Here is a 16,507-nt window from a genome sequence, read left to right as displayed (position 1 = left end):
CTTGCAAGGGGGCCGACAACGCCACATCTTGCTTCTTATGAGCGACAAGAAGCAGCGCGTGCCCGCAAGGGCCAGTCCTGCGCCGGTCAAGCCTCAATCCAATGCCGGCGAGATCGACGCCTTTATCCGTCAGGCCCGGACGCTTGCCGCGTCCGCGACCGGCTGCGGGCGGCTGATCCTTGCCCTCGACGCAACGATGAGCCGCCAGCCGACCTGGGATGTCGCCGCCAAGCTGCAGGGCGAGATGTTCGACGCCGTCGGCAAGGCCGGCACCCTCAGTGTCCAATTGGCCTATTTTCGCGGGTTGGGCGAGTGCCGCTCGTCGGCTTTTGTCGCCGACACCAATGCCCTGAAGCAGCTGATGACGCGGATCGACTGCCGTGCCGGCCACACCCAGATCGGCAAGGTGCTGGCGCATGCGCTGAGGGAAACGGCGGCGGCCAAGGTCAATGCTCTGGTCTATATCGGCGACGCCATGGAAGAGGATATCGACGACCTGGCGCAGAAGGCCGGCAGCCTCGGTCTGCACGGCGTTCCCGTCTTCGTCTTCCAGGAAGGCCATGATCCCGGCGCAGAAAAGGCGTTCAAGGAGATTGCGCGGCTGTCCAAAGGGGCTTGGTTCCGATTTGATCGGCGGGCTGCCGCGACCTTGGCCGGGCTGCTTTCGGCGGTCGCCGTCTATGCGACGGGTGGATTGAAGGCGCTCGAGGCAAGGGACAGGCCGGGAGACCGGCTGCTGATCGAGCATCTCAGGGGCGGCGGGAATTGATGGGCGCTATCATTGCACTTGTTGCACTGTTTCTGGTGCTGCTCGGCGCGGCGACGATCTTTGTCCGCGCCGATGCGCAAAAACTGGCAAGCGGCATGCGCACGCTCGGGCCGGTGCTTCTGGCGCTGGTCGGGCTCGCCGTGCTGGTGGTCGGGCGCGAAGGCATTGCCGGCCTCATTCTGGCCGCGGCCCTTGCCTGGTACGGTTCGATGCGAATGAAGCGGCCGTCGGTCGGGCCGGCGCCCGGCAAGCGCTCGACGGTGCGGACCGCCGCACTGGAAATGGAGCTTGATCACGATACGGGCGGGCTTGAAGGCCTGGTTCTGGCCGGCCGCCATGAAGGCAAGATGCTGGGCGCGATGGGCCTGGCCGAACTGCAGCAGCTTTACCGCGAACTCCCCGGCGACCCGGAGAGCCGCCAGCTCCTAGAGACGTATCTTGACGGCCGTTTTCCCGTCTGGCGCAACGACGCTGAGGCGAACGGTGGCGAAGGGCTGGGTGTTGCGCCAGGTGCGGGCGCCATGACTAAGGAGGAGGCCTACAAGATCCTTGGTCTTGAAGCGGGGGCCGCCGCGGCGGATGTCCGCAAGGCGCACCGCCGCCTGATGCAGCGCCTGCACCCCGACATCGGCGGCACGTCTTTCCTGGCGGCGCGGATCAACGAAGCCAAGGACGTCTTGCTCTCCAATCACAACTAGTCTCCTTCGACGCAGTAAATTTCCGGGAGATGGTTCCGACGCCGCCCTACTGTTGGACGGCGTAGCAGGCGATTTTCTTTTTCTTCAGGGCATTGCAGGCATTCCAGGCCGCGTCCTTCGAGCGGAAGCCGCCGAACCGGGCGCGGTAATAGGTCTCGCCATCCTTTTCGAAGGCGACGGTGAAACCGGAAGCAGCCCCAAGAACCTTGGGCGCCAGCTTGGCGGTCTTGTCGAGGAAAGCCTGGGCTTCGGACTGCTTGGGCGCCGACGCCACCTGCACCGCCCAACCAGCCGGCACCGAGGCCGTGTTGACCGGGTCGACCGCCTGTGGGGATACAGGCGTGGGTTCGGCATAGGCAGCCACAATCTGCGCAGTTTCGACCTTCGGCGCCGTCACGATGACGGTCTTGACCTTCCTGGTCTTGACGACGGGGGCGGGCTCTTCGACCGCGACCACCGTCTGTTCGTCGGCAGACTGGCCTTCAGCAGACTGCTCGTCAGCGGATGTCGGATCGTCATTGGACGCTACGGGATCGTCTTCAACGATCGGCTTGCCATCCGGCGTCGGCGCGTCATGCTTGGGCAGGAAGACCTTGGCCAGCGCCTTGACCGGATTGTCACCGCCGGCCTTGGCGACCAGGGCGCCGCCGCCGCGGGTCGATGCGCGCGGCATGTAGGCGTTGATCAGGCCGGCCATCTGGTTGTCGCGGCTGCGCCCCGAAGTGCCGCCCATGACGACGGCGACGAGGCGGCGGTTGCCATCCGAAACCGACGAGACGAGGTTGAAGCCGGAGGCGCGGGTATAGCCGGTCTTGATGCCGTCGACGCCCTTGATACGGCCGAGCAGACGGTTGTGGCCATTGATGCGCTGGCGGCCGTAAAGGAAGGAGCGCTGCGAGAAATAGCCGTAATACTGCGGATAATGTTCCCTGAGCGCTATGCCGAGCATCGCCATGTCGTGGGCGGTTGTGAACTGGCCGGGATCGGGCAGGCCGTTGGCATTGCGAAACACGGTGCCGTCCATGCCGAGCGCGCGCGCCTTGGCGGTCATCATGCGGGCGAAATTGCTTTCGCTGCCGCCGAGCAGTTCGCCGAGCGCGGTCGCCGAATCATTGGCCGACTTGGTCACCATCGACAGGATGGCGGTCTCGACCGAAACCGCTCCGCCCGCCTTGACGCCGAGCTTGGTCGGCGGTTCGGCCGCCGCTTTGGCCGAGAACGGCACGGGCGTGTTCCTGCTGATCCGGCCCTTCGCCATGGCCTCGAAGGTCAGATAGAGCGTCATCATCTTGGTCAGCGACGCCGGGTAGCGCCGGCCGTTGGCATCGGACGAATAAAGCACCTTGCCGGTCTTGGCGTCGACGACGATCGCCGAAGACCTGGCGGCCATCGAGGACGCGGCATCCGCAACGACAAATGACATCGCCAAAGCGAGGATCATGATCGTTTTGAGGGAAGATGCGGATTTTGAACCGAAGACCGACAACGCCTGACGCACTGATAGTTCCTTTGAAACTCATTGCCATGGAGGCGGCAAAGGGATCCGACCTCACTTGTCGTCAAACTATCGCGGCCAGCGTTACCAATCCGTTTATGGTAACCGGCGCGTTCACCATTTTCCTCGGGCTTGAGCCTTTCTTTATTCGAATTTGAGCTGTTGCCGGCGCAGCGCGGCCTGATGCCGCTGAAATCTTGACTTTTGTGCAGCGCACAATGTATTCTCGCGCATTGCACAACCGCGCTCAGGCAAGGGCGCTTCAAAACGCCAAGGGAAACGTCAAATGACCCAGACCTACGAGGACTTCTCGAAATACGGCAAGGAGTTTGCCGATACCGGATTGAAGAGCTTCACCTCGCTCTCCAAGGGCGCGCAGGCGATCGCCACTGAAGCTGGCGAATACACCAAGAAGAGCTTCGAAGCCGGCAGCGCCGCGGTCGAAAAGCTGTTCTCCGCCAAGTCGCTGGAAAAGGCGGTCGAGATCCAGTCCGACTTCGCCAAGCAGAGCTATGAGAGCTTCGTTGCCGAGGCGACCAAGTTCGGCGATCTCTATGCCGATCTCGCCAAGGAGGCTTACAAGCCCTTCGAATCGATTGTCGCCAAGGCGAAGTAATTTCGCTCGAGAATACCAGGCACGGCCTTTCGGGCTTGCAGAACAGACCCGGTCGCGGATGCGCGGCCGGGTTTTTTCATGCCGGTTTCAATTCCGGGGCTTTGGCGGTTCACGATTTTGAAAATCGCCTCGGTTTGCCCACCTAGCCATATTGTCAGCTAACAAGAAGGGCTTAAAATCGTCCATCGAACACCTACATATCGAACTCGCCATGGGGATTCGAAAGAGGCAGGATTACGTGACTTCAGGTTTGACTGCCACGACAAGCGTAGTGCGGATGCAAAGTGACGGCGACGGCAATGAGGCCGGTCGCGGCACAGCCGTCATTACGCGCACCAAGACCAAGACCAAGAAGCCCAGCCTTTACAGGGTCCTCATCCTCAACGACGACTATACGCCCATGGAGTTCGTGGTTCACGTCCTGGAGCGTTTTTTTCAAAAGGACCGCGAAGCCGCCACACGCATCATGCTTCATGTTCACAATCATGGGGTGGGCGAGTGCGGGGTCTATACATTCGAGGTGGCCGAGACCAAAGTGTCTCAGGTCATGGATTTCGCCCGACAGAATCAGCATCCGCTGCAATGCGTGATGGAGAAGAAGTGAGGTAACATGCCGGCTTTCTCCCAAGGCCTGGAAAAGGCGCTTCACCAGGCGCTGACGCTCGCCAATGAGCGGCACCATGAATATGCAACCCTAGAACATCTGCTGCTCGCCCTCATCGACGACACCGAGGCGGCCGCCGTTATGCGCGCCTGCAACGTCGATCTCGACGAGCTGAAGCACACCGTTCTGACCTATATCGACACCGAACTCGACAATCTGGTCACCGGTTACGATGAGGATTCCAAGCCGACCGCCGGCTTCCAGCGCGTCATCCAGCGCGCCGTGATCCATGTGCAGTCATCCGGCCGCGAGGAAGTGTCCGGCGCCAACGTGCTCGTCGCCATCTTTGCCGAGCGCGAGAGCCATGCCGCTTATTTCCTGCAGGAACAGCAGATGACCCGCTACGACGCGGTCAACTACATCTCGCACGGCATCGCCAAGCGCCCCGGCGCATCGGAGACGCGCTCGCCGCGCGGCGCCGATGACGAGCAGGGCGGCCAGAACGGCGCCGAGCCGCAGGAGGAAGGCGGCAAGAAGAAGCAGCAGCAGGATGCGCTGACGGCTTATTGCGTCAACCTCAACAACAAGGCCAAGGCCGGCAAGATCGATCCGCTGATCGGCCGCGAGAGCGAAATCAACCGCACCATCCAGGTGCTGTGCCGCCGCTCCAAGAACAACCCGCTCTATGTCGGCGATCCCGGCGTCGGCAAGACTGCGATTGCCGAAGGTCTGGCCAAGCGCATCGTCGAAGGCGACGTGCCCGAAGTGCTGCAGGACGCCACCATCTTCGCGCTCGACATGGGCACGCTTCTGGCCGGCACCCGCTACCGTGGCGATTTCGAAGAGCGGCTGAAGCAGGTTGTCAAGGAGCTAGAGGATTATCCCGGCGCCGTGCTGTTCATCGACGAGATCCACACTGTCATCGGCGCCGGTGCGACGTCCGGCGGCGCGATGGATGCGTCGAACCTGTTGAAGCCGGCGCTGTCTTCGGGTGCCATCCGCTGCATCGGCTCGACCACTTACAAGGAGTTCCGCCAGTTCTTCGAGAAGGACCGCGCTCTGGTGCGGCGCTTCCAGAAGATCGACGTCAACGAGCCGACCATCGAGGACGCCATCGAGATCATGAAGGGCCTCAAGCCCTATTATGAGGAATTCCACAAGGTGAAGTTCACCAACGAGGCGATCAAGGCTTCGGTGGAACTGTCGGCCCGCTACATCAACGACCGCAAGCTGCCGGACAAGGCGATCGACGTGATCGACGAGACCGGCGCCTCGCAGATGCTGGTGCCGGAAGCCAAGCGCAAGAAGACGATCGGCATCAAGGAGATCGAAGCCACGATCGCCACGATGGCCCGCATCCCGCCGAAGACGGTTTCGGCAGACGACGAGAAGGTGCTGCAAGGCCTCGACATCGAGCTGAAGCGCGTCGTCTATGGCCAAGACACCGCCATCACCGCGCTGACCTCGGCGATCAAGCTGGCGCGTGCCGGCCTGCGCGAACCGGAAAAGCCGATCGGCTCCTACCTGTTCTCAGGCCCGACCGGCGTCGGCAAGACCGAAGTCGCCAAGCAGTTGGCTGCCTCGCTCGGCGTCGAGCTGATCCGCTTCGACATGTCGGAATATATGGAACGCCACACCGTCTCGCGGTTGATCGGCGCGCCTCCCGGCTATGTCGGCTTCGACCAGGGCGGTCTGCTTACCGACGGGGTCGACCAGCATCCGCACTGCGTGCTCTTGCTGGATGAAGTCGAGAAGGCGCATCCGGACCTGTTCAACATCCTGTTGCAGGTCATGGACCACGGCAAGCTGACCGACCACAACGGCAAGCAGATCGACTTCCGCAATGTCATCCTTATCATGACCACCAATGCGGGCGCATCCGATGCGCAGCGCGCGGCGATCGGTTTCGGATCGACCAAGCGCGAAGGCGACGATGTCGAGGCCATCAACCGGTTGTTCACGCCGGAGTTCCGCAACCGTCTCGATGCGATCATCCCGTTCGGCTCGCTGCCGGTGCCGGTCATCCATCAGGTGGTGCAGAAGTTCGTCATGCAGCTCGAGGCCCAGCTCTCCGAGCGGGGCGTCACCTTCGACCTGTCGTCCGACGCGATCGCCTGGCTGGCCGACAAGGGCTATGATGAGCGCATGGGTGCGCGGCCGCTCGGCCGGGTCATCCAGGAGCACATCAAGAAGCCGTTGGCCGACGAGGTGCTGTTCGGCAAGCTCAAGAAGGGCGGCACGGTGCGCGTCACCGTCGAGAAGAAGGAAACCGGCGAAACCGGCCTGAAGCTCGAATCACTGGCCGACGAAGCCCCGGTGCAGCCGAAGCAGGAGCCGGAAGAGGCGCCGAAAGCCCGCAAGGCGGTGGCCAAGAAGCCCGTCGCCAAGAAGGCGGTGGCGCAGAAGCCTCAGCCCAAGGGCAAGGACGAGCCTGAGCCCAAGGGCAAGGATGGCGGCAAGCGCAGCCTGGTGCCGCAACTGCCGCGCAAGAGCTAAAAAGTTCACCTATGAAAAAAGGGCCCGGTGACGGGCCCTTTTTTCATTGGCTGGCCGGTTTGCCCACACAGCGCCCCTGCTTTTCAGGTCAGATGTTGTTAGGTCAGGCGGCGACGCCCTCGGGTGCAAACTTGCCCAGGAAGTACCCGCACGCCTTCCAGATGGCGATCGAAATCAGAACGCTCGCATAGCCATCCACGGCATAATGCCAGCCAAGGACGACCGAGCCGACCATGATGATTGCGGCGAATGCCCACATCAAAAGGCCGGCCAACCGTGAGCGGCGTGTTGCATAAAGCGCGAAAAGCACCGCCATCGCCACATGCATGGACGGGAAGGCGGATATGCCGAGACTGCCTGGCGTCGCCCCGATATAGCCGCTCCACACAATGTCCTGCGTGCTGAGCGCCCAGATCGGATAGATGCGATCGGCGGCGGCGAGTGCTTGCATCAGGGAATGATAGTCGCTGCCCAGCCCCAGTCGCTCGTAAAAGCACGGCCCTGCCGAAGACAGGCCCATCGCCAGGAAAAAACCCGCCAGTATCCACACGAGCATGAAGCTCATCAGGAACTGGTGACGCAGCTTCGTGTCCCTGCGCGTGATGCAAGCGATGAAGACCGAGGCGATAAGGACGACGAACCAGGAATTGTAAGCCAGGTTGAACGATCTTACGGCGAGCGGCGACTGGACGATAAACCATAGCCATTCATGGGGCGCTCGGCCGAAATGCAGCACCCGGTCGGCCTGCGCCAATGCGTGATCCCATGCGAATGGCGAAAGGATCGCGACCGCCCCTTTCAACACGCCGAAAGCGGATATGAGCGCAATGCTCGCCGGCAGACCATTCAGGCTGTTGGCGTTGCGCTCGGCGTCGCCGAAGACGCCGCCGATCGATCGCAGAAAAGTGCCGAGCGGTTCAGGATCCCGCTTGATGAGCGCAAGGTGAAAAAAGCTGCCGAGTGCGAAGGCGCAGCCACCGATCCAGAAAGCGAAAAGAAGGTATTGGGCATAGTCTTCCAGCACGCCGAAATCCGGCATGTTTCCGGTGCGCAGGCCGACCGCGGCTGCCAAAAGCACGGCAGCGATGGCCATCGCGTGCAGCAGGCGGTGTCGCCGGTACGCGTCCGCCAAGGTGCGCAGAAAGGCCCGCCCGGCAGCTGCTTTTACCAACGGCTCTGATGTCGCAACCGAATGTTCCACGATTTTTAAAACCCAAACGCATCCTGGTACGGCACTTTATCACGGGGTGGTTTGATATTTTCCTAACCGACGTGGTGGATTGTGGCTGAGCGCATCGCCCTGAGGCGCGCGCCACCTCAACCGTTCAGCGCTGCTCGGATCTTCGCCGCGTTCTCCGTCAGCACTTCGGGCTTCTCCATCTGCCCCGTATGCGGCTTGAGCGCGATGCCTTCGAACCGCGGGACGACATGGACATGTAGGTGGTAGACGGTCTGGCCGGACGCCGGTTCGTTGAACTGCAGGATGGTGACCCCGTCAGCGCCGAAAGCCTTTTTGACCGCCAGCGCGACCGTCTGGACCGTGGTGAACAGCCGGCCGAGCGTCGCCGGATCTGCATCGAGCAGATTGCGCGACGGTGCTTTGGGCACCACCAGCGTGTGACCGGGGCCTTGCGGCATCACATCCATGAAGGCGACCACGGCATCATCCTCGTAGACGCGGTGCGACGGGATTTCGCCGCGCAGGATCTTCGCGAAGATATTGCTGGGGTCGTAGGCCTCGGTCATGGCGGCGCTCCGGGAGTATGCTCCCGGTGTAGCGAAGCTGTCCCGGACCGGCAAGATGGTCCGGCGATATCGACAGGCGAGGGCAGGGGCGGATCGCTATTCCTCAAGATCCTTGCGGAACGGCGTATGCTCTTCCAGGATTTCGCCCATCCGCTCGACCTCGCGGCGTTCCCGCCGGAGATAGTCGGCCACAGCATTGCGCAGGCCGGGATGTGCGATGTAGTGCGCCGAATGCATGGTCACGGGACGATAGCCGCGCGCCAGCTTGTGCTCACCCTGCGCGCCGGCCTCGACCACCTTCAGCTTACGCTCGATGGCGAAGTCGATGGCCTGATGGTAGCAAACTTCGAAATGCAGGAACGGGTGGTCCTCGATGCAGCCCCAATTGCGGCCGTAGAGCGCATCGGAGCCGATGAAGTTGATGGCGCCGGCGACATAGCGGCCATTGCGCTTGGCCATTACCAACAGGATATCCTGGGACATGCGCTCGCCGATCAGCGAGAAGAACTTGCGGTTGAGATAAGGCCGGCCCCATTTGCGGCTGCCGGTGTCCATATAGAAGGCGAAGAAATCGTCCCAGGCCCTTTCGGTCACGTCCTTGCCGGTCAGCCGGTCGATCGAGATATCGTTGGCGAGCGCCTCGCGCCGCTCCTTCTTCATCGCCTTGCGCTTGCGCGATGCCAGCGTAGCGAGGAAATCGTCATAGGTCGAAAAGCCTTCGTTGAAGAAGTGGAACTGCTGGTCGGTGCGGTGCAGGAAGCCGGCTGCTTCCAGCGTTGCAACGTCGCTTTCACTGGCGAAGGTGACATGCGCGGAGGACACGCCGAGCTTTTCCGTCACCGCCTTCAGGCCCGCTGCGAGACCGGCCTTCACAATGGCGCTGTCCTCGCCCTTGCTGACCAGCAGGCGAGGGCCGGTGACCGGAGAGAACGGCACGGCGCATTGCAGTTTCGGATAGTAGTTGCCGCCGGCGCGTTCGAACGCATCGGACCAGCCGTGGTCGAAGACATATTCGCCCTGGCTGTGCGATTTGAGATAGCAGGGCACGGCGCCCAGCAATCTGCCTTGGGCATTTTCCAGTCTGAGATGATGACCTTGCCAGCCGGTACGCCGCACGGCGCAGCCGGAATCTTCAAGCGCGCTCAGAAAAGCATATGAAACGAGAGGGTTATAGCCATTTTCTGTGTCGCTGCGGGTTGTGCCGGTAAAGCCGTTCCACTCGTCGCAGGTGAAGGCATTGATGCCGGCGGCGACGCGGATGGAAAACTCCGCATTCGCCGTTTGCCCGTCGCCTTCATCACCCTGATCCATGGGGCTTATTTAAGCTCTGTCGGGGCCGCTACAAGTCACGTTTCAGGCACTTCCATCAGGCGACACTGACAGATCGGGTTCGAACCCTTCGAACGTCATCTGGTCGGCGTATTTGAAAGTGAGATCCACCGCCGGCTGGTCATGCACCGTCCAGGTGATGACAGGCATTTTAAGCCTTTCGCGCACGAAGCTGACGAACGGGTTCGGCAGATCGCCCGCGGCATAGGAGGTGAAGGCGAGGTCATGTGCCAGCATGGCAAAATGCGCCTCGATCAACTGATTGTCCCTGCCGTAGGCGGTCAGCCCACCCGGAATGCCAGGCGCATCCCTAGGGAAGTCGCGGACCAGCCAGTGGTCGAACGACATGATCGCCGCCTTGCCCTTGTAGCGCTCCAGCATCTTGCCGACGCTTGCCACCAAGCCCTCGTCGTAACCGGGCACACCCTTCAGTTCGACAATCATCGGCACACGGCCGTCGACCAGGTCGAGCGCTTCTTGCAGTGTCGGCACATGGTCCTTGGTGCCGCCGATCCTGAGCGCCGCCAGTTCCGCTGCCGTGCGCTGCCAGACAAAGCCGTCCTGGCCGGTCAGCCGCTTGAGGTCGCCGTCATGGATGATGACGGGAACGCGGTCGGATGAGAGGTGCACGTCGCATTCGATCGCATAGCCGCGCTCGGCGGCAGCAGCGAAGGCCGACAGCGTGTTTTCCCAGCGCGTCTTGTTCATGTCGTGAAAGCCGCGATGCGCCACCGGCCGGGCGGTCAGCCAGGAAAGGTCGGTCATTGTCTTGGTCCTGCTCATGCGACCTCGAAGACGGCTTCGATTTCCACTGCGGCATTAAGCGGCAGACAGGCGGTGCCGACGGCGGAGCGGGCATGCTTGCCGCGCTCGCCAAGGGCCGCGACCAGGAAATCGGAGGCGCCATTGGCGACCAGATGCTGCTCGACGAAATCCGGCACTGATGCAACAAAGACGGTGATCTTGACCAGCCGCTGGATTTTTTCGAGATCGCCAAGTGCTGCTTTTGCCTGCGCCAAGATGTTGATTGCACAGTACTTTGCGCCTTCCTTGCCGGTTGCCGTGTCGACGTCGCGGCCGAGCAGGCCGCTTGCCTGCAGCTTGCCGTCCTTGAGCGGCAACTGCCCGGCGGTGAACAAAAGATTGCCGGACCTGCAATAGGGCACATAGTTCGCGGCGGGCGCTGCGGCGGCAGGTATCGTCACGCCGAGATCGCTTAGCCGCTTTTCGATTGTTTCACTCATGGTATTTCCCTATTGCTTGGAGACGCCGCGCTGGCCGGGCCGAAATTGCTATTTTTGCCTCGCTTCCGCCACGACTTTTTTTAAGCTGGACCATCTTTACCTGCGGCCTGCCATCAGCTGCGACGATCGGAGCCCCTTATGCGCGCAACGCGCCTTGCCTTCCACGCCGTTCTCGTTCCGGTGCTGTTCTCGATGGCTCCGGCCTTTGCCGTGCCGGCGCTGCAGGCGCATCGCGCCGTCTACGATCTTACCCTCGACAAGGCGTCGGACCGCTCGGGCATCACCGGCATTTCCGGCCGCATGGTCTATGAGTTCAACGGCTCGCCCTGCGAGGGCTATACGGTAAAATTCCGTTTCGTCACCCAGATCGCCACCGGCGACAACACCAGGCTGACCGACCAGCAGACGACCACGTTCGAGGACGCCGAAGGCAAGACCTTCTCGTTCGTGACCAAATCCTTCGTCGACCAGAACCTCGACAAGGAGGTCAAGGGCACCGCCACGAAAGAGACCAAGGGCCTCAAGGTCGACATCGACAAGCCCGAGAAGAACAGCCTGGAACTCGCCGCCACTCAGTTCCCGACCCAGCATCTGGTCGAACTGATCGGCAAGGCCGAGAAGGGCGAGAATTTCTACGAAACCAGCCTGTTCGACGGTTCGGAGGATGCCAACAAGGTGATGACCACCACCGTCATCGTCGGCAAGAAGGCCGAGGGCGACAAGGCCGACCCCGAAGCGCCGGCGCTGGCCAGGCTTGCCGGCGACAAATACTGGCCGGTCGACATCGCCTATTTCGACGAGACCGACAAATCGGGCGAAGAGGTGCCGGAATACCGCATCAGCTTCAAGCTGCACGAGAACGGCATCACCCGCGACCTCACAATGGACTATGGCGAGTTCTCGATGACCGGAAAGCTGGTCAACCTGTCGCTGTTCGATCAGACCAAGCCTTGCCCGGTCTCGAAATAGCAACAATGCGGCGCTGGCCACGGCAGGCTTGATGGCAGTTCCCGATGGCGGTCTATGTCGATGCGGCGATCTGGAAATGGGCCGGCCATCGCTGGTGCCACCTGATGGCCGACGATACGGACGAACTGCATCGTTTCGCCGCCGAGCTTGGCGTCAAGCGTTCGTCCTACCAGGGGCCGCCCAGGACATCGGCGCCGCACTATGACATAACCGGCTTCGAGCGCGACCGGGCGGTGCGGCTCGGCGCCATCGAATGCAGCCGCGAGGAGATCGTTGCGATCTTCAGGCGCATACGGGTACCCAACGGAAAGGGCCGATCGTGACGCTAACGGCATTCCTGGCTTATTGCCTTGCCATCACACTTGCCGCCGCCACGCCGGGACCGGCGATGTTCACGGTGATCACCAACGGCGTGGCACGCGGCTTCCTGCGTGCGTTCGTCGCCGGAATGGGCATTGCCGCCGGTGATGCCGTGCTGGTCACCCTGGCACTGCTCGGGCTGGTGGCGCTGGCCCAGACCTTCGAATGGGTGTTTCTCCTGTTGAAATACGCCGGTGCGGCCTACCTGATTTTCCTCGGCATCAAGATGTGGCGGGCCGCGGCCGCGCAATCGGCCGCGCAAGGAATCCCCCAAACCGGATTGTCGCGGTCGTTCCTGCTTGGCGCCTCCGTGGCGCTCGGCAACCCGAAGGCGATCCTGTTCCACGCCTCGATCATGCCGCTGATCCTCAACCTCGACACCATGACGTTTGCCGACGGCCTGCTGGTGGTGGCAGTCGTCGTCGGCGCCAATATTCTCACCATGGGCATCTACGCCGCGCTGGCGGGCAGGGCATCCGGCTGGCTCAGGACGCCCGAACGCATGCGGCTGATTAACCGGTTCGCCGGCAGCGCCATGATCGGCACCGGAGCGCTGATTGCCGCACGCTGAGCGATGAAGCACCTCACCGCTTGCGTTTGCAGCGCTTCCCCTCTATATGCGCGCTCATTCCACACACGGACTTTGGTGTCTGCCCGGGAGAAATCCGGCTGAAACCTCCGGTGGCGTTCGAGGACAAAGTCCAAAAATGCCTGTGTCCGTGGAGGCTAACCGGAAAAGGAACTAAGAATGGCACTGCCTGATTTCAGCATGCGCCAGCTTTTGGAAGCTGGCATTCACTTCGGCCACCAGACCCACCGCTGGAACCCAAAGATGGCGCCTTACATCTACGGCGCCCGCAACAACATCCACATCATCGACCTGTCGCAGACGGTGCCTTTGCTGCACCAGGCTCTGAAGCAGGTTTCCGACACCGTTGCCAAGGGCGGCCGCGTGCTGTTCGTCGGCACCAAGCGCCAGGCATCCGACATCGTCGCCGACGCCGCACAGCGTTCGGCCCAATACTATGTCAACTCGCGTTGGCTCGGCGGCATGCTGACCAACTGGAAGACGATCTCGAATTCGATCCAGCGCCTGCGCAAGCTCGATGAGATGCTGGCCGGTGAGGCCCAGGGCCTGACCAAGAAGGAACGCCTGAACCTCGACCGCGAGCGCGAGAAGCTCGACAAGGCGCTCGGCGGTATCAAGGACATGGGCTCGACCCCCGACCTGATGTTCGTCATCGACACCAACAAGGAAGCGATCGCCATTCTCGAGGCCAAGCGCCTCGGCATTCCGGTCGTCGCCATCATCGATTCGAACTGCGATCCGGACAAGATCGACTTCCCGATCCCCGGTAATGACGACGCGGCGCGCGCCATCCAGCTCTATTGCGACCTGATCGCCAAGGCTGCCATCGACGGCATCGCCCGCCAGCAGGGCGCGCTCGGCGTCGACATCGGCGCCTCGGTCGAAGCTCCGGTCGAACCGGCGCTTGATCCGGCTCCGGCCCCGGCTGCGGACGCTCCGGAAGCTTGACAGTCGAAGGCCGGTTGCGGCCTTCATCATTCTCATATTTGGCACGCTAGACGGACGCATCACCGAGTACCGGTGGTGCGTCGGTGCATTTAAAACAAAGAGGCGACAATGAGCATTTCGGCTGCACAGGTCAAAGAACTCCGCGACTTGACCGGCGCGGGCATGATGGACTGCAAGGCGGCGTTGACCGAGACCAACGGCAACATCGAAGAGGCCGTCGACTGGCTGCGCAAGAAGGGCATTTCCAAGGCCGACAAGAAGGCTGGCCGTACTGCCGCCGAAGGCCTGATCGGCGTCGACTCCGGCGTCCGCGAGGCCGCCATCGTCGAGGTTAACTCCGAGACCGATTTCGTGGCCCGCAACGAGCAGTTCCAGGAGATCGTTCGCAATGTCGCCAAGGTCGCGCTTGCTTATGGCACGACGGAGGCTGTCTCTGCCGCAAAGTATCCGGGTTCGGACAAGTCGGTCACCGACACCATCAAGGACGCCGTTGGCACCATTGGCGAGAACATGAGCTTCCGCCGTTCGGCCAAGCTCACCGTCCCGCACGGTGCTGTCGCAACCTACGTCCACAATGCGGTTGCCGATGGTCTTGGCAAGCTCGGCGTTCTGGTCGCGATCGAGACGACGGGCAATGAGCATGCCGCCAACGCCTTTGGCCGCCAGGTCGCCATGCATGTCGCCGCCACCAACCCGCTGGCGTTGACCGCCGAGCAGATCGATCCGGCAGCGGTCGAGCGCGAGAAGGCGATCTTCGCCGACCAGGCGCGCCAGTCCGGCAAGCCGGAAGCGATCATCGAAAAGATGGTCGAAGGCCGCCTGCGCAAGTTCTACGAGGAAGTCGTGCTCCTCAAGCAGGCCTTCGTGCTCAATCCCGACATCACTGTCGAGCAGGCGCTGAAGGATGCCGAGAAGGACATCGGCGCTCCGGCCAAGATCTCCGCCTATCTGCGCTTTGCGCTGGGCGAAGGCATCGAAAAGGAAGAGACCGATTTCGCGGCGGAAGTCGCGGCGGCGGTGAAGAAGTAGTTTTAAAAATAGCCCCTAAAAGGGCTTCTCAGCTCAGGCAACTCGGCCGGGTGTCCGCAAGGATGCTCGGCCGATTTCTTGTGCGGTGTCGATGAAGGCCCTGAGCTTTGGCGCCGTCGACGCCCTGCGCGGGAAGTAAAGGAAGAGGCCGGGCTCCTCGATCGCCGTTTGCGGCAGGATCTGAACGAGGCGGCCGGCGGCCAATTCCGCGCGCACCAGCGGCTCGAACACATAGGTCAGCCCGACGCCGGCAAGCGCAAGGTCGATCGCGGCCAGCGAATCGGTGACGATGACCGTACCCTTCGTCTCGGCCACCACATCCTTGCCGTCCTCGGTCAGGTCCCAGCGATAGAGTGCGCCGGAGCGCACAAGCCGGTAGCCGATGCAATTGTGGTCCGAAAGATCCGCCACACCGCGCGGACGGCCATGCCGGCCGACATAGGCGGGGGAGGCGACGATCACGGCGTTGAATGGCGGCGTCAGCCGGACCGTGACCATGTCCTGTGCGATCATCTCGCCCAGCCGGATGCCGGCATCAAAACCCTCGCCGACAATGTCCACCAGCCCCTGGTCGGTGAGCAATTCGATGGTCACATCAGGATAGCGTTCAGCCATCGCGGCGGCCACGGGAGTGACGGCAAGTGGAACGGCGATGTTGGGAACGTTCAACCTGAGCAAGCCGGAGGGCCGGCCCTTGATGGCTCGGATGCGGTCCATCCGGTCGGCGATATCCTGGAGGGCAGGGGCTGCCGTGTCCACCAGCGCCTTGCCGGCTTCCGTCAGCGAGACGCTGCGCGTGGTGCGCGCAAACAGCGGCTGGCCGATCCGCTCCTCCACGAGGCGCACCGCATGGCTGACGGCAGATGGGGACATGCCCAGTTCGGCCGCGGCAAGCGCAAAGCCGCCGCGTCGGGCAACGGCGACGATGACAGGCAAATGACTGAGCAGATCCCGGTCCATTCATGCATGATATCGCATAGTCCTTGCGAACACTTCAATCTTCTCGATGCCGACAGGCTGACCCATATTGCGATCACCGATGCACAAAGGAGAAGAGAGATGGATGCCTTGAAACACGCTACCTTCGCCGCAGACCTTGCCCTAGCGCCGGTCGATGCCGGCGGCGCCGAGCCGTCCGGTTGGCGCGCGCTCGCCGACGAACGCGCCGTCATCCGCATCGCCGACGCCATCGACCGTGCCGTCGATGCGCAGGACTGGAAGCTTGCCCGCTCCTATTTCGCCGAGCGTGTCACCGTCGACTTCAGCAGCCTGTCAGGACAGCCTGCCGCCACCATCCCCTCCGACAATCTGATCGGTACCTGGGCCGGCAACCTCAGGGGCAGCAAGACCAGCCTGCATCTGCGCACCAATCACCAGGTGATCTTTGAGGCGGACGCGGCGACCGTCTCTTCGAACGGCTATGCCTGGAACCGGATGGAAGGCAATGGCGACCCGCTGTGGGAAGTCTGGGGCACCTACGAGCACCATCTGGTTCGCTCCGGGACCGGCTGGAAAGTCGACGGCTTCGTTTTCCGCGCCACGCATGAGCGCGGCAATCCCTGGGTCAAGATGACGCCTGGCCAGTGAGCCGGCGTCAAGAAATCAGGATAGGAAA

18 protein-coding genes are annotated in these 16,507 nt (G+C 62.3%); 11 read left to right on the top strand and 7 right to left on the bottom strand.

The genetic code is table 11. The features are described 5' to 3' along the window. Positions 1–37 precede the first annotated feature (37 nt). Both X756_RS150235 and X756_RS150240 read left to right on the top strand, forming a co-directional pair. Complete coding sequence (locus X756_RS150235; RefSeq protein WP_023730129.1) at positions 38–769, top strand: hypothetical protein; 732 nt, start codon at positions 38–40, stop codon at positions 767–769. Further along, a complete protein-coding gene (locus X756_RS150240; protein ID WP_023730128.1) occupies positions 769–1,467 on the top strand; it encodes a DnaJ domain-containing protein in 699 nt (232 codons plus the stop codon). Before X756_RS150235 ends, X756_RS150240 begins: the two co-directional genes overlap by 1 nt. A gap of 46 nt (positions 1,468–1,513) precedes the next feature. Here X756_RS150240 and X756_RS150245 read toward each other — a convergent pair whose 3' ends face one another. Continuing rightward, positions 1,514–2,965 carry a D-alanyl-D-alanine carboxypeptidase gene (locus tag X756_RS150245; protein WP_023730127.1) on the bottom strand — a complete coding sequence of 484 codons (1,452 nt, stop codon included), beginning with the start codon at positions 2,963–2,965 and terminating at the stop codon, positions 1,514–1,516. A 283-nt stretch (positions 2,966–3,248) separates the two neighbouring features. Here X756_RS150245 and X756_RS150250 point away from each other — a divergent pair, with 283 nt between their 5' ends. From X756_RS150250 to clpA, 3 genes are all read left to right on the top strand, one after another. Beyond that, positions 3,249–3,578 carry a phasin family protein gene (locus tag X756_RS150250; RefSeq protein ID WP_023671011.1) on the top strand — a complete coding sequence of 110 codons (330 nt, stop codon included), beginning with the start codon at positions 3,249–3,251 and terminating at the stop codon, positions 3,576–3,578. Between the two features lie 277 nt (positions 3,579–3,855). Further along, positions 3,856–4,182 (top strand): ATP-dependent Clp protease adapter ClpS, encoded by a 327-nt coding sequence (gene clpS, locus X756_RS150255; protein ID WP_023671012.1) that lies wholly within the window; start codon positions 3,856–3,858, stop codon positions 4,180–4,182. Positions 4,183–4,188: 6 nt separating this feature from the next. Then, on the top strand, positions 4,189–6,678 hold the full coding sequence (gene clpA, locus X756_RS150260; protein ID WP_023671013.1) for an ATP-dependent Clp protease ATP-binding subunit ClpA: 2,490 nt from the start codon (positions 4,189–4,191) through the stop codon (positions 6,676–6,678). A gap of 103 nt (positions 6,679–6,781) precedes the next feature. Here the strand turns inward: clpA and X756_RS14115 are convergent, their stop codons facing one another. The 5 genes from X756_RS14115 to X756_RS150280 form a co-directional block, all read right to left on the bottom strand. Further along, positions 6,782–7,771, bottom strand: coding sequence for a phosphatase PAP2 family protein (locus tag X756_RS14115; protein ID WP_245264515.1), 990 nt, complete (start codon positions 7,769–7,771; stop codon positions 6,782–6,784). 224 nt (positions 7,772–7,995) lie between these two features. After that, entirely contained in the window at positions 7,996–8,424 is a 429-nt protein-coding gene (locus tag X756_RS150265) for an HIT family protein (RefSeq protein ID WP_023730124.1), read from the bottom strand. Positions 8,425–8,520: 96 nt separating this feature from the next. After that, a complete protein-coding gene (locus tag X756_RS150270; protein WP_023730123.1) occupies positions 8,521–9,735 on the bottom strand; it encodes a GNAT family N-acetyltransferase in 1,215 nt (404 codons plus the stop codon). A gap of 42 nt (positions 9,736–9,777) precedes the next feature. Further along, positions 9,778–10,518 carry a glycerophosphodiester phosphodiesterase gene (locus X756_RS150275; RefSeq protein WP_023693440.1) on the bottom strand — a complete coding sequence of 247 codons (741 nt, stop codon included), beginning with the start codon at positions 10,516–10,518 and terminating at the stop codon, positions 9,778–9,780. A gap of 14 nt (positions 10,519–10,532) precedes the next feature. Further along, positions 10,533–10,997, bottom strand: coding sequence for a RidA family protein (locus X756_RS150280; protein WP_023693441.1), 465 nt, complete (start codon positions 10,995–10,997; stop codon positions 10,533–10,535). A gap of 138 nt (positions 10,998–11,135) precedes the next feature. On the opposite strand from X756_RS150280, the gene X756_RS150285 reads away from it, so the two are divergent. The 5 genes from X756_RS150285 to tsf all read left to right on the top strand — a co-directional run bounded on the left by X756_RS150285 (position 11,136) and on the right by tsf (position 14,892). Then, positions 11,136–11,966, top strand: a complete 831-nt coding sequence (locus tag X756_RS150285) for a cell envelope integrity EipB family protein (RefSeq protein ID WP_023730122.1) — start codon at positions 11,136–11,138, stop codon at positions 11,964–11,966. 44 nt (positions 11,967–12,010) lie between these two features. Next, complete coding sequence (locus X756_RS150290; protein ID WP_023730121.1) at positions 12,011–12,289, top strand: DUF4031 domain-containing protein; 279 nt, start codon at positions 12,011–12,013, stop codon at positions 12,287–12,289. Continuing rightward, the gene (locus tag X756_RS150295) at positions 12,286–12,897 is read left to right on the top strand and encodes a LysE family translocator (protein WP_023730120.1); all 612 of its coding nucleotides are present in this window, start codon (positions 12,286–12,288) and stop codon (positions 12,895–12,897) included. The genes X756_RS150290 and X756_RS150295 overlap by 4 nt, the downstream gene beginning before the upstream one ends. A 177-nt stretch (positions 12,898–13,074) precedes the next feature. Beyond that, positions 13,075–13,863: a 30S ribosomal protein S2 gene (rpsB, locus tag X756_RS150300; RefSeq protein WP_023671022.1), complete on the top strand. Its 789-nt coding sequence runs from the start codon at positions 13,075–13,077 to the stop codon at positions 13,861–13,863. 108 nt (positions 13,864–13,971) lie between these two features. Beyond that, positions 13,972–14,892 carry a translation elongation factor Ts gene (tsf, locus tag X756_RS150305; protein WP_023684688.1) on the top strand — a complete coding sequence of 307 codons (921 nt, stop codon included), beginning with the start codon at positions 13,972–13,974 and terminating at the stop codon, positions 14,890–14,892. A 33-nt stretch (positions 14,893–14,925) separates the two neighbouring features. Here the strand turns inward: tsf and X756_RS150310 are convergent, their stop codons facing one another. Beyond that, positions 14,926–15,852 carry a LysR family transcriptional regulator gene (locus tag X756_RS150310; protein WP_023684689.1) on the bottom strand — a complete coding sequence of 309 codons (927 nt, stop codon included), beginning with the start codon at positions 15,850–15,852 and terminating at the stop codon, positions 14,926–14,928. Positions 15,853–15,951: 99 nt separating this feature from the next. On the opposite strand from X756_RS150310, the gene X756_RS150315 reads away from it, so the two are divergent. Continuing rightward, a complete protein-coding gene (locus X756_RS150315; protein WP_023730119.1) occupies positions 15,952–16,479 on the top strand; it encodes a nuclear transport factor 2 family protein in 528 nt (175 codons plus the stop codon). Positions 16,480–16,507: the final 28 nt, after the last annotated feature.

The organism is Mesorhizobium sp. LNJC405B00, from assembly GCF_000502615.1.
GTDB lineage: Bacteria > Pseudomonadota > Alphaproteobacteria > Rhizobiales > Rhizobiaceae > Mesorhizobium.
The sequence above is the reverse complement of the archived record's forward strand: the minus strand, read 5'-3'. Positions and strand labels throughout refer to the sequence as shown.

Excerpts from the sequence above, each read along its gene's own strand:
- X756_RS150250 (WP_023671011.1), top strand. The coding sequence starts at position 3,249 with ATGACCCAGACCTACGAGGACTTCTCGAAATACGGCAAGGAGTTTGCC.
- X756_RS150270 (WP_023730123.1), bottom strand. The coding sequence starts at position 9,735 with ATGGATCAGGGTGATGAAGGCGACGGGCAAACGGCGAATGCGGAGTTT.
- X756_RS150265 (WP_023730124.1), bottom strand. The coding sequence starts at position 8,424 with ATGACCGAGGCCTACGACCCCAGCAATATCTTCGCGAAGATCCTGCGC.
- X756_RS150275 (WP_023693440.1), bottom strand. The coding sequence starts at position 10,518 with ATGACCGACCTTTCCTGGCTGACCGCCCGGCCGGTGGCGCATCGCGGC.
- X756_RS150235 (WP_023730129.1), top strand. The coding sequence starts at position 38 with ATGAGCGACAAGAAGCAGCGCGTGCCCGCAAGGGCCAGTCCTGCGCCG.
- X756_RS150240 (WP_023730128.1), top strand. The coding sequence starts at position 769 with ATGGGCGCTATCATTGCACTTGTTGCACTGTTTCTGGTGCTGCTCGGC.
- X756_RS150280 (WP_023693441.1), bottom strand. The coding sequence starts at position 10,997 with ATGAGTGAAACAATCGAAAAGCGGCTAAGCGATCTCGGCGTGACGATA.
- tsf (WP_023684688.1), top strand. The coding sequence starts at position 13,972 with ATGAGCATTTCGGCTGCACAGGTCAAAGAACTCCGCGACTTGACCGGC.
- X756_RS150315 (WP_023730119.1), top strand. The coding sequence starts at position 15,952 with ATGGATGCCTTGAAACACGCTACCTTCGCCGCAGACCTTGCCCTAGCG.
- X756_RS150290 (WP_023730121.1), top strand. The coding sequence starts at position 12,011 with ATGGCGGTCTATGTCGATGCGGCGATCTGGAAATGGGCCGGCCATCGC.
- X756_RS150285 (WP_023730122.1), top strand. The coding sequence starts at position 11,136 with ATGCGCGCAACGCGCCTTGCCTTCCACGCCGTTCTCGTTCCGGTGCTG.
- rpsB (WP_023671022.1), top strand. The coding sequence starts at position 13,075 with ATGGCACTGCCTGATTTCAGCATGCGCCAGCTTTTGGAAGCTGGCATT.
- clpA (WP_023671013.1), top strand. The coding sequence starts at position 4,189 with ATGCCGGCTTTCTCCCAAGGCCTGGAAAAGGCGCTTCACCAGGCGCTG.
- X756_RS14115 (WP_245264515.1), bottom strand. The coding sequence starts at position 7,771 with ATGGCCATCGCTGCCGTGCTTTTGGCAGCCGCGGTCGGCCTGCGCACC.
- clpS (WP_023671012.1), top strand. The coding sequence starts at position 3,856 with ATGCAAAGTGACGGCGACGGCAATGAGGCCGGTCGCGGCACAGCCGTC.
- X756_RS150310 (WP_023684689.1), bottom strand. The coding sequence starts at position 15,852 with ATGGACCGGGATCTGCTCAGTCATTTGCCTGTCATCGTCGCCGTTGCC.